This window comes from Aliivibrio fischeri (assembly GCF_009727955.1).
Classification (GTDB): Bacteria; Pseudomonadota; Gammaproteobacteria; order Enterobacterales; family Vibrionaceae; genus Aliivibrio; species Aliivibrio fischeri_A.
The window spans coordinates 1358177-1370087 of sequence record NZ_WOBR01000004.1 but is presented as its reverse complement, the minus strand read 5'-3'; the positions used below and the strand labels follow the sequence as shown (position 1 = coordinate 1370087).

Below are 11911 nucleotides of genomic sequence, written 5' to 3'. Positions count from 1 at the left end.
AGCCTTTTTTATTGATAGTTTTAACTATTTATTTTTTATACGATTATTTTGTGTTTAATCAGTTATTAGTATGGTTTTTTACGTTAACAAGTGTGAAATAAAGTACAGATAAATAATGATAAACATGCAAAGTATTTTCTGTTTCATGATTTTAATTCTATTTCTGTATTATTTTTGAGAATAACTGAAAATAGTTGTGGTATGTTTCGATCTTAGTGAACTGAACGTTTAGTTTCAGCACTTCTAAAAGGTTGAATCATGAATAAAAAACTATTATTAGCGTCATTGATACCAATGCTGCTAGCTGGCTGTAATCAAGAAGAAATAAATATAGGAAGTGGCTCTGATAGTGGGGCTACAACGCCACCTACTCCCCCAGTAATTCCTACGACTTATATCAGTACATTAATGGCATCAGGAAAAACCATTACAGGTGATGTCTATTGTAATGGAAAGTCTTTAAATTCAGACACTGGAACTTTTACAGTAAAAGAAGGATCGGCATTTGATTGTTCTTTAGGTGGACTGACTCTAGGTGAATTCATTGCGCCAAGCCCGAAAGCTAAGGCTGTAGATGTGGCAAATACTACACTAGAAGCCTCTTTTGACCTTCAAGATGTAAAAGGAGGAAATGCAACGAGAGTTTTGCAGTCTATTTCTACATGTGAGCAACAAGATAGTATTTGTTTAGATGACTTTGATTCTATTGACATTCAAGAGATCTATTCAGATTTGGACAATAAGGATTCTGTTGATGCATTTTTGAAGTCAAAAGAAGAAGAAGCGACCGATGAAGTGGGTAAAGCACCTAGTTCACACGTTGATGCTGAAATTGTTCCTGAAGTAACACCTGGTACAAGTAATGATTTAAATAGTGATTTTGTTTCTGCTAGTGCAGAAGATAGCTATGCCTATAAACCAAGTGCTGAAGCGAAAGTCTTAACTAAGAGCCAGTTAACGGATAGTACAGGTACACCATTAGCTGGAGTTAATTTCTTCTCTGCTAATGCGGTAGGTATTACGGACGAAAATGGTGAATTCGAATACTTGTGGGGCGACAAGCTTACCTTTGGTATTGATACCTTTGAATTTGGTAGTGTTGCTGGTAACCAAGTTAGTTATAAGATCACAGACGTTAGTGATAATGCAGTTGTTAAAGCGAATATCCAATCGTTAATTACACGATATGCAGATAATAACAATAACGGGTTACTTATCACTGAAAAAGTTCAAGAGACATTTTCTCTTTATCCAAATGTAATTAATGAACTGATTAATTTGAGTTTACCTAATGGTGGAAAAATTGAAGGGACGAATTTTTCATTACCTGATGAATTTGATGCACAGTTCCAAAATGGGCTAACTGCTGCTATTGATGCTGAGTTACAACAGCAACGAGCATCATTTTATTTTTCAGATTTTCCACATGTTTTTTCATTGGATAATGGCACTTATGTGACCGATTCTTTGACGAAAATATTCAATGGAGTAACGAGCTTTCATGTCTTCAATGACAACGGCAGCTTTTATGGTGCTACGGGTTATACTCGAGGAATGCGAGCGTTAAATTTATCTAACCGAGCATTTCCTATTATGATGCCTCGTGCGGATATCAATAAGGATATTCCTTTTGGAGAGCAGCAAGCATGGACTCGTGAAGGTCGTCCTTATATTGCAATTCATCCAACTATTGAGATGCCACCGATCCCTCTAGTTTCTAAAGATAACGCTACTTTTGGTTTTCCTTTTGTTACCGCTGGCGAAATTGGTTCTGGTAAAGTGGTATTTATGGGTAATAGCATGTACCCAAGCATTATTTCATGTCCAGATAATTACTGGGCTAATGATGCACTAAGAATTGATCCTGCATTACAATCATGTACATCATCGTTTGATTTAGCTAACGATCCTCGTAATGATAATGGCAGTATGAAGACTTTCTTTAATAACCTTTTTACGTGGTTAAATAATGATAAGTCAATCAAAGGTATTAACGTTGCAACAAATATCGACGTTGCTACAGCCTTACGTTCAGGTACTTCTCACGGCAACGCATATGACTTCTTTGTAAACCCATCTTTTGGTTTTTCATCTGTTGAAAAATTAACTAAGGATGGTTTCTCTGGACGTTTGTCTGCAAGTGAAACGCCATTATTAATCCTTCAGGCTTATCCTCCTAAGCCTCAAGGTGACGGCATGAGTCACCGCTTTATCGCTGATTTAGAGAGCCCAAATCTAAGCCAAGATGATGTTACTGCTTTAATTACTTATATTAATGAAGGTGGTAGTGTTTTATTTATGGATGCGATTGATAAGGTGACTAACCCTGAACCAATTGGACGTTTAGCTGACTCAGCGGGTGTTTCATTGGGAGGAAGTAACGTTACCCCAACATCACAAGCATTTTGTGGTTCGTCATATTACTGCCAAGCGCCATCTCCAAACCTTCATGTGAAGAGCCAATATGAGATGGTGGTTCTTGAGCGTTTCCAAGATGTGGATGGACAGCAGCCTTATACCGTGAATCAAGATGGTTCGGTAGAATGGACTAAAGATGAAACTAAGATCAAGTTTGAAATTCCAACGTATGAAATTATCAAACGCGATGATAAAGGTGATCCTTTATTAGACAAAGATGGCAATCCTGTAATGGAGACTAAGTTCGCTCGTATTTTCGTTAAGAATGGTGAAGAGAGAGCCGCAGCTATATCTGAATTACAAGAAGCATTTAAAGGAACGCCTTTATGTTCTCACTCTTATGAGTATGAGTTTAACTGTATAGAAACTCGTCAGGGTGATGGTATACAAGTTCGTGGCGCATATTGGCGTGCGGATTTCGATCGTTATCAAATGAACCAAGATGTTGTAGAAAGCATGGTTAAAGCTGCAAACCTTGGCGATAACTTCAATGCCCTAATGGAGCATGAAATGTATTACCGCACTAAAGGTAAGCAGGGTGCTCGTTTATCTACCGTTGAGCTAAATCAGACGTACGATAATCTTTCAATTTGGATGTGGAATGATAACCCATACGCTTATGATCCTAATGTTCAAGATGAATTAGGGTTTAAAACTGCGGTTAACTTCTTAAATTGTTATACAGATAATCAACATCAGACTGATGTTCCAGAAGCTGCGTGTCCAGTTGATCTAAAAGCGACATTAATTGCAAATGGTATGATTCATGGTGAAGGTGAATTAGCAGGACAAATGAATCCTAGCTATCCATTAAACTACATGGAAAAACCGTTAACTCGCATTATGTTAGGTCGATCTTTTTGGGATCATGAAATAACGGTTGATACGACTAAGTACCCAGGCCGAACTGTTGGCGCTACAGCATCTGAAGTTGCTAATATCGAAACAGCAGGCAAGGCGGTAAGTTATTCAGCAGGAAATAACCAATCAACGGGTTTATGGGCTCCTCAATTAAGTGAGGTGACGGTTCGTGATGGTGTGGCTGCAATGATTACCGTTATGATGGCGGATGATTTAACTGGTAAGCCACAACATGAGACAAGTTTAAATCGTCCTCCTAGAATGCAGATGAGTTTTGCTCATGATGGCCGTTCAACAACATTTAAAGTTCCTTACGGTGGTTTAATTTATATTAAACCTACAGAAACATTAAGTGGTGTTTCAACTGTCGCTGAATTTAATTTGGACGGTGTTGAAAAAGCGGCATGGTGGAAAAAAGATCCAGCGAGTAATCTTGGTGAGTGGGTAAATACACCAGATTCTTCAACTGCGCCAATCGCAGAAGTTGATACAGGCTCATTTATTTACACCACAGCTATTAATAATGTTAAGACAGCTGATCTAAATGAATTCAGTAAAAATATGAACCGCTTTGCTGATGCAGCAAGTGATTTTTACGGCCGTGATGAAGAGAGTGCAGATGGTAAACATCGTCGCTTTACTTACCCAGAGCTAAAAGAGTTCCGTCATCGTTTTGTGAATGATGTGCAGATTTCGATTGGTGCGGCCCATTCAGGTTATCCTGTGATGAGTAGTTCATTTAACGTGAAAGCAACGACACCACCAACAAATGCAATTGATGATTGGTTGGTATGGCACGAAGTTGGGCATAACCTTGCTTCTGCACCATTCTCAGCACCGGGTAGTACAGAAGTAACAAATAACCTTCTAGCTCTGTATATGCAAGAATTGGAAGGCCGTAATGCTAATCCAGAAATGGATCGTATTAGAACGAGTATTCAAAAAGCGCCTAACTGGTTGAATGCTTCAGATAACTTTTCCGAAGGAAAATACCATGCATGGAGTCATGGTGATGCAGGTCTTCGTTTAGTTATGTTTGGTCAACTGAAGATTTGGGCTGAAAATCATTTCGAAATTGATCGTTGGTATGTTGATAGTGAAACTAAACCTGCTATCTACAATCAAGACCAAGGTTGGAATATGATTAAGCTGATGCACCGTAAGGCTCGTGGTGATCAACAAGGTGATGAGGGTATCAACTACTGTAGCTCTCGTGACACAGGCTTAAGTGCTGGTGATCTAATGATGGTGTGTAGTTCTTATGTATCTGGTTATGATTTAAGTGAGTTTTTCCAAACATGGAATGTTGGTGAAACATCAGTGACTAATGCCGATGGTACTAAAGTTTACTCTGGTGGTATTAGCTCTACTGGTTTAAGTAAGCTTGCTGAATTGAAGTTGAGTAAACCGAAGAAAGATCCATTATCTATTAATGCATTACCTAAGTAATAGAAGGTAATGATAAAAAAGCCCCCGAACCATCACGGCTCGGGGGCTTTTTATTGTCAGCTATTTAATAAAATAGAAACTGATTAAATTGGGTATTACTTGTTAATGTTAATTAACGCGCCAGATTTACATTGGAAAGTGTAGTAGCGGCTAGTTTCGTTAAATTTACCTAGGCCTTCACCCACACAGTAATCAACATTAATATCACGCATAATATCCAGTGTTTTTTCATTATTCAGCATGAATTTAGAACCATCACTACATACGATACGAACACGGCCATCATCACTTACAGAGTAAACTTTTACTTCTGTATTACACAGTTCAAAAGAGGCGTCTTGATAGTTATCTTGTTGTTTTGGTGCACTGCTACAACCGGCTAAAACAAGCGTAAATAGGCACGCTAAACTGATTTTTTTCATTGTGATAATTCCTTTAAACTAGACTATCTATTAAATATATCGTTTATATCCAATGAAAGCGAATTTCTGCTTAACAAATATTCATTAAACTCGAATTGTATTAATTTGAATACTTAACTCAGACATTGTTTGTTCAATATTGTGCATTTCACTCTCAAGATGCTGAATTAATTCATTTGTTCCATTAGCCAGCGAGGCAAGTTCATCAATATCAGCATTAACAGAATTTGCTGTTTCAGACTGCTCTAAGGTTGCAGCAGAAATGCTGGTATTAAAACTGTCTATTTCTGTTACTGCAGAGTGCAGTGAATCGATAAAATCCGAAGAATTAATCACACTTTCTTGAGTATTGCTGCTTAATGTTTTGCTTTCTTCCATTAAAATAAAAGATTGTTTTGCGCTGTTTCCAATAGCATCAAGTAATTGTCGAATATCATTTGTTGCTTCTTGACTGCGCTGAGCTAATTTTCTTACCTCATCAGCAACGACGGCAAAGCCTCTACCTTGATCACCAGCACGAGCTGCTTCAATAGCTGCATTTAATGCAAGTAAATTCGTTTGTTCGGATACAGACGTTATCGTATCTAAGATCTCTGATACATTAAGAGTTTCTTTTTCTAAATTTTGAACATGCTCATGCGTGTTAATAATACTGTGGTGTAAATCGTTTACAACACGAGTCGTGATTTGGGTGTGCTCTTTACAGTCAGTAGCATTGGTTGTGGCTTGAGTCGTTGTTTCGTGAGCATTATTGGTTACTCCTGCAATCTCTGAACTGGTTTGTGCCATTTCAGTCATCGCTGTTGCAATACTGTCACAGTGACTTAATGTTGTTTGGCTTGATTGAGTTGCTCGCTTTAAATGATGGCTTAATTCATTTAATTCATCTTGTGTTTTGGATGCCACACTATGAGCAGCTCTTAGTGGTAAGGAGATACTTTCAATTAAAGAATTGATGTCTTTTGCTATATGATCAAATTCGTTTTCATTATTATCTTCAAGAGTCAGCGTGAGATCCTTTGTCGCAGACATTTCATTAATGCGCTGACTAAATGATGTCATACGGTTACTGATAGAGCGTGTTGTTAATAAACTAACCACAGCTATAGGGAGTATCAAACATACGGCAATAGCAATGTAAATATTACGAGTTAGTTTAGCTGCGTCCATATTATGTTTTGCAGCATCATTTAACTCTGTTGAGATGCTGTCTGTTATTTTTTTGATTAACCCAATTCGTTGAGTAGCTAAAGGGAACCAGTCACTTGCTTTAGGTCCACTAATATCATTTAAGTTATCTTTTTGAGATAAATATGATGATTGAATATCAGAAACTTGCTTCCATGTTTTTGATTCAATGGTGGTGTTTAATGTTTTTGTAAAGCGGTTAGATAACACGGATTGAGCTTGTCGAATCGCTAGGGATTCTGTTGAAATATAACTATTTATATCGGCAAATTTATCTAAGCTTGAGCTTTTTCCAGCAAATGCCCCATTAAGCGCCCCTCGAACTTTCCCCGCTTCCTCTTTTACTTGTAATAGTGCAGAGAGACCAAGCATTTCATTACGAATAAATTGGTCATCAATATTACCAATGATGATTGATATTGAATCCAGAGAAAGTTGATTGAGTGTTGAATAATATATGAACGGGGAGTCTTGGATGGAGAGACTATCAACTTGCGAGCGGACAGCTGATTTATGATTGAGTTGCTGAATGATATCTGAAAGAAGCGCGTTGATTAACTGTTTGTCTAGGTAGAGAGGAGTAAAGCTTCGTAGGACTTGTTCTGCTTGATCTGATTTCTGTCGTTGCGAGAGCAGCTTATCTTTTCCCGATCGTCCTTTTGATGCGACAAAACCGGCGGTTAATCCGCGCTCAACTGCAAAGTTATGCGCAACATTATCTAAAGCATTAAAAAGGGTCACGGCTTCTAAAGAGTAGTTGGCATCATAAACATTTTCATTTTCTTGCAGTAACAATTGAAATAAGAATGTTGAGATAATCAATGTCGGTAGAAGTGATATGATTAATAATCGATATTTTATACTTTTAAAGACAGATAAAATCATAGTTAACCTTTTAATTAATGTGGGTATATACATTTATCGGTTGCATTAATTGATACTTTAATAATTAAAACTGGGTTTTTCTTTTGGTTTAAACAGGAACTTAATGAAGGGACATAGGCAGGCATCTGCTTTTCTTGTACACTAATTGAAAAAAATTAGGAGGCAAGTAATGCATTGTCCATTTTGTAGCGCAACAGATACTAAGGTTATTGACTCTCGACTTGTGTCTGATGGGCATCAGGTTCGTCGTCGTCGTCAGTGTTTAGCATGCAGTGAGCGATTCACTACATTTGAATCCGCTGAATTAGTGATGCCAAAAGTGATTAAATCAAATGGTAACCGTGAACCTTTTGATGAAGATAAATTATCCGGTGGCCTATATCGTTCATTGGAAAAAAGACCAGTTAGCGCTGACTTAGTTGAACTCGCATTAAATACGATAAAATCACAGCTTCGTGCTACTGGTGAACGTGAAGTTCCATCAGATATGATTGGCAACCTTGTTATGGACCAATTAAAAGAGCTCGATAAAGTGGCTTATATTCGTTTTGCCTCTGTTTACCGAAGCTTTGAAGATATTAAAGAGTTCGGTGAAGAAATTGCAAAATTAGAGAAATAACATGACATTTACTACCCAAGATCATCTGATGATGCAAAAAGCTATTTTATTAGCTAAGCAAGGCATTTATACCACAGCACCCAACCCTAATGTGGGATGTGTATTGGTTAAAGATGGGAAGATTGTTGGGGAAGGGGCGCACTTAAAAGCGGGTGAGCCTCATGCTGAAGTTCATGCTTTAAGACAAGCTGGAATCAAAGCTCAAGGAGCAACGGCTTACGTTACTCTAGAACCTTGTTCTCATTACGGACGAACCCCCCCTTGTGCTGAAGGGCTTATTAAGGCCGGTGTAAAGAAAGTCATTTGCGCTATGGTTGATCCAAACCCACAGGTAGCAGGTCGCGGTCTTACTATGTTAAATGACGCTGGGATAGAAACGGCATCAGGTCTGCTTGAAGCTGATGCTAGAGCCTTAAACCCTCATTTTTTAACTCGAATGGAAACCGGAAAGCCATTTGTACAGTTAAAGATGGCCGCGAGTCTTGATGGTAAAACCGCATTAAAAAATGGAGTGAGTCAATGGATCACTTCAAAAGAAGCAAGACAAGATGTTCAACGTTATCGTGCACAATCTGGTGCAATACTCTCAACAGCGAAAACCGTGATTGATGATAACGCCTCATTAAATGTGCGTTGGAGCGATCTTCCTCTCTCAATTCAAAAAAATTATCAAGAAACAACTATTCGACAGCCAATGCGTTTTATTTTAGATCGTCAGCATGCATTAACATCGGATTTAAAACTGTTTCAAGCCTCTGGTGAAATCGCCACTATCTCACCTCAAGAAACACACTCAATCGTAGCTAAAGAAAAGCATCTACAATGTAGGCTTTCTGATGATGGTCAATTGGATCTTAAAGAAGTAGTAAATAAAATTTCTCGTGATTTTAATGTAAACCATATTTGGGTTGAGGCTGGTGCTACATTAGCTGCAAGTATGATTAAAGAAAATTTAGTTGATGAATTGATTATTTATCTTGCTCCAAAATTGATGGGGGCTGATGGCCGTAGCATCATTAACTTAATTGGATTGGAAACGATGTCTGAGACAATTGACTTGGATATAAAAGATATTCGTATGGTCGGTAAAGATATTCGAATTACCGCAACAATAGCAAGGTAACCCATGTTTACAGGAATTATTGAGTCAGTAGGTACACTGCAAGCGATTACACCAAAAGGTGAAGATATTAGCGTAACGGTTAATGTTGGACAGCTAGATATGAGTGATGTAAAGCTTGGAGATAGTATCGCAACTAATGGTGTTTGCTTAACGGTTGTTGCGATGACAGAGCAAACTTACACTGCTGATTTATCTTTAGAAACATTAAAGCGTACCGGTTTTGTTAATTATAAAGCTGGCGATAAAGTAAATCTTGAAAAAGCGATGCTGCCAACAACCCGATTTGGTGGGCACATTGTTTCTGGCCACGTCGATGCCGTAGGTGAAATAATTGAACGTCACCAAACCGGCCGTGCAATTGAGTTTTGGATACAATTACCTCAAACACTCGCTAAGTATGTTGTAGAAAAAGGCTCTATTACTGTGGATGGCATTAGCTTAACGGTTAATGATATTCGAAAAAATGCATTTAAATTGACCATTGTTCCGCACACGGCAGCAGAGACAACGATGGATAATTTTTCTGTTGGGCAAAAAGTTAACTTAGAAGTTGATGTGATCGCTCGATATTTAGAAAGACTTGTGATCGGACAGAAAGAAGAGCAACCAGAGTCTTCTGTTACGATGGATCTTTTGGCAAAATCAGGCTTCTTAAATTAAGCCTCACCACTTAACCTAATTAATATAAAAGGTATTTCACATGGCAATTAGCTCAGCAAAAGACATTATTGAAGATATTCGTTTAGGTAAGATGGTTATTCTTATGGATGACGAAGATCGTGAGAATGAAGGTGATTTAATTATTGCCGCTGAGAAAATCACTCCTGAAGCCATTAACTTTATGGCAACTCATGGACGTGGTTTAATCTGTTTAACGATGACAAAAGATCGTTGTGAAAAACTAGGTCTACCTCCTATGGTGCAAGACAATAATGCACAATTTACAACGAACTTTACGGTATCAATTGAAGCGGCAGAAGGCGTAACAACTGGTATTTCAGCAGCAGACCGTTCACGTACAGTCGAAGCGGCAGTAGCTAAAAATGCCGTTGCTGCAGATTTAGTTCAACCGGGTCATATATTCCCACTTGCAGCGCAAGAAGGTGGCGTATTAACTCGTGCGGGTCATACAGAGGCGGGTTGTGATCTAGCTCGTTTAGCTGGTTATGAGCCTGCGGGCGTGATTGTTGAAATCTTAAATGATGATGGAACAATGGCTCGTCGCCCTGATTTGGAAATTTTTGCTGAAAAACATGGCATTAAATTAGGTACGATTGCTGATTTAATTGAATACCGAAATAACAATGAAACCACAATTGAACGTGTAGCTGAGTGTAAATTACCTACTGAATTTGGTGAGTTTGATTTAGTTACGTACCGCGATACGATTGATAATCAGCTTCACTATGCATTGAAGAAAGAAAATACATCAAGTGAAGCACCGTTAGTACGTGTTCATTTACAAGATACGTTCACTGATATTTTGCATTCAGATCGTTGTGCAGAACGCAGCTGGACACTGCCAACGGCAATGCAACGTATTGCCAATGAAGGTGGCGTATTAGTGATTCTTGGTAATGAAGAATCAACAGATAGTATCGTACATAAAGTGAAAGTTCTTGAACGTCAAGACAGTGGTGAAGCACCAACCATGGCGAAGAAACAAGGTACTTCTCGCCGTGTGGGTGTCGGCTCTCAAATCTTAGCTGATATTGGTATTTCAGACATGCGCTTACTTTCATCAACATCGAAACGTTATCATGCCTTATCTGGCTTTGGTTTGAACGTTGTTGAATACGTAACGAAATAAAAGTAAAAATATATGGCCCTATTCGATGAGTAGGGCCTAAATAATTAGATATTTGTCACAAAGCTGTGATAGAATCCGGCGATTCTCACTATGAATGCGTAGTTGATAAATAGAAACCAGTTTAATTGGAATAAAACAGATACAGGAAGGCTCATGAACGTAATCGAAGGCGGCGTTGCTGCTCCTAATGCGAAAATTGCAATTGTTATTTCTCGCTTTAATAGCTTTATTAATGAAAGTCTACTTTCAGGTGCTATCGACACTCTAAAGCGTTTTGGTCAAGTATCTGAAGAAAACATCACCGTTGTTCGCTGCCCAGGTGCCGTAGAATTACCGTTAGTTGCTCAACGAGTAGCTAAAACAGCAAAGTATGATGCTATCGTTTCATTGGGTTCTGTTATCCGTGGTGGCACACCACATTTTGACTATGTATGTAGTGAATGTAATAAAGGTCTAGCACAAGTATCTCTGGAATATAGCATTCCAGTAGCATTTGGTGTTTTGACTGTTGATACTATCGATCAAGCAATCGAGCGCGCCGGTACCAAGGCTGGTAATAAAGGGGCAGAGGCTGCACTAAGCGCACTCGAAATGATTAATGTTCTGTCTCAAATCGAATCCTAATGGGGGTTAGTGTGAAACCAGCCGCACGTCGTAATGCACGTCAATTTGCTCTTCAAGCAATCTATTCATGGCAACTAAGCAAAGAAAATGTTGCAGATATCGAAGAGCAGTTTTTAACTGCTGAAAAATATGATGAAGAAGAGCATCATGCAAATGAGCCTAAGCTACAAACTCCAGAGACAGATGTAGCGTATTTCCGCGATCTTTTCTCAGGCGTAGCTCTAAATCATATGAAATTAGATGGGAAAATGCGCCCATACTTATCTCGTCCGCTTCAAGATCTTGACCAAATGGAACTTGCGTTACTACGTATGTCTATTTATGAGATGATGAATCGTGATGATGTACCATACAAAGTTGTTATCAATGAAGCGATTGAACTTGCAAAAGTATTCGCAGCAGAAGATAGCCACAAGTTTGTAAATGGTGTATTAGATAAAGCGGCTCCAACTTTACGTAAAAAATAAGTTGGTCGTAGCATACTAATTAAATCGTAAAGGTCAGCCTCGTTG

Annotated in this window: 9 protein-coding genes; 7 read left to right on the top strand and 2 right to left on the bottom strand. The window is 38.5% G+C overall.

From position 1 onward, the window contains the following. Positions 1-258: 258 nt before the first annotated feature. Complete coding sequence (locus GNP81_RS09595) at positions 259-4728, top strand: SslE/AcfD family lipoprotein zinc metalloprotease (protein ID WP_155671454.1); 4470 nt, start codon at positions 259-261, stop codon at positions 4726-4728. A gap of 95 nt (positions 4729-4823) precedes the next feature. On the opposite strand, the gene GNP81_RS09585 is transcribed toward GNP81_RS09595, so the two are convergent. Continuing rightward, a complete protein-coding gene (locus tag GNP81_RS09585; RefSeq protein WP_005418086.1) occupies positions 4824-5150 on the bottom strand; it encodes a hypothetical protein in 327 nt (108 codons plus the stop codon). Positions 5151-5234: 84 nt separating this feature from the next. Next, on the bottom strand, positions 5235-7223 hold the full coding sequence (locus GNP81_RS09580; RefSeq protein ID WP_155671456.1) for a methyl-accepting chemotaxis protein: 1989 nt from the start codon (positions 7221-7223) through the stop codon (positions 5235-5237). 169 nt (positions 7224-7392) lie between these two features. On the opposite strand from GNP81_RS09580, the gene nrdR reads away from it, so the two are divergent. The 6 genes from nrdR to nusB all read left to right on the top strand — a co-directional run bounded on the left by nrdR (position 7393) and on the right by nusB (position 11866). Then, positions 7393-7842, top strand: a complete 450-nt coding sequence (nrdR, locus tag GNP81_RS09575; protein ID WP_005418088.1) for a transcriptional regulator NrdR — start codon at positions 7393-7395, stop codon at positions 7840-7842. A 1-nt stretch (position 7843) separates the two neighbouring features. After that, positions 7844-8965 (top strand): bifunctional diaminohydroxyphosphoribosylaminopyrimidine deaminase/5-amino-6-(5-phosphoribosylamino)uracil reductase RibD, encoded by a 1122-nt coding sequence (ribD, locus tag GNP81_RS09570; RefSeq protein WP_155671458.1) that lies wholly within the window; start codon positions 7844-7846, stop codon positions 8963-8965. A 3-nt stretch (positions 8966-8968) separates the two neighbouring features. After that, positions 8969-9625 (top strand): riboflavin synthase, encoded by a 657-nt coding sequence (locus tag GNP81_RS09565; protein WP_012533394.1) that lies wholly within the window; start codon positions 8969-8971, stop codon positions 9623-9625. Positions 9626-9665: 40 nt separating this feature from the next. Then, complete coding sequence (gene ribBA / locus GNP81_RS09560) at positions 9666-10775, top strand: bifunctional 3,4-dihydroxy-2-butanone-4-phosphate synthase/GTP cyclohydrolase II (protein WP_005418091.1); 1110 nt, start codon at positions 9666-9668, stop codon at positions 10773-10775. Between the two features lie 153 nt (positions 10776-10928). Next, positions 10929-11399, top strand: coding sequence for a 6,7-dimethyl-8-ribityllumazine synthase (ribH, locus tag GNP81_RS09555; protein WP_005418092.1), 471 nt, complete (start codon positions 10929-10931; stop codon positions 11397-11399). Continuing rightward, the gene (gene nusB, locus GNP81_RS09550; protein WP_005418093.1) at positions 11399-11866 is read left to right on the top strand and encodes a transcription antitermination factor NusB; all 468 of its coding nucleotides are present in this window, start codon (positions 11399-11401) and stop codon (positions 11864-11866) included. The genes ribH and nusB overlap by 1 nt, the downstream gene beginning before the upstream one ends. Positions 11867-11911 lie beyond the last annotated feature (45 nt).

Bases quoted from the DNA above. Each gene is read 5' to 3' on its own strand.
- GNP81_RS09595 (WP_155671454.1), top strand. From the start codon at position 259: ATGAATAAAAAACTATTATTAGCGTCATTGATACCAATGCTGCTAGCT.
- GNP81_RS09585 (WP_005418086.1), bottom strand. From the start codon at position 5,150: ATGAAAAAAATCAGTTTAGCGTGCCTATTTACGCTTGTTTTAGCCGGT.
- GNP81_RS09580 (WP_155671456.1), bottom strand. From the start codon at position 7,223: ATGATTTTATCTGTCTTTAAAAGTATAAAATATCGATTATTAATCATA.
- nrdR (WP_005418088.1), top strand. From the start codon at position 7,393: ATGCATTGTCCATTTTGTAGCGCAACAGATACTAAGGTTATTGACTCT.
- ribD (WP_155671458.1), top strand. From the start codon at position 7,844: ATGACATTTACTACCCAAGATCATCTGATGATGCAAAAAGCTATTTTA.
- GNP81_RS09565 (WP_012533394.1), top strand. From the start codon at position 8,969: ATGTTTACAGGAATTATTGAGTCAGTAGGTACACTGCAAGCGATTACA.
- ribBA (WP_005418091.1), top strand. From the start codon at position 9,666: ATGGCAATTAGCTCAGCAAAAGACATTATTGAAGATATTCGTTTAGGT.
- ribH (WP_005418092.1), top strand. From the start codon at position 10,929: ATGAACGTAATCGAAGGCGGCGTTGCTGCTCCTAATGCGAAAATTGCA.
- nusB (WP_005418093.1), top strand. From the start codon at position 11,399: ATGGGGGTTAGTGTGAAACCAGCCGCACGTCGTAATGCACGTCAATTT.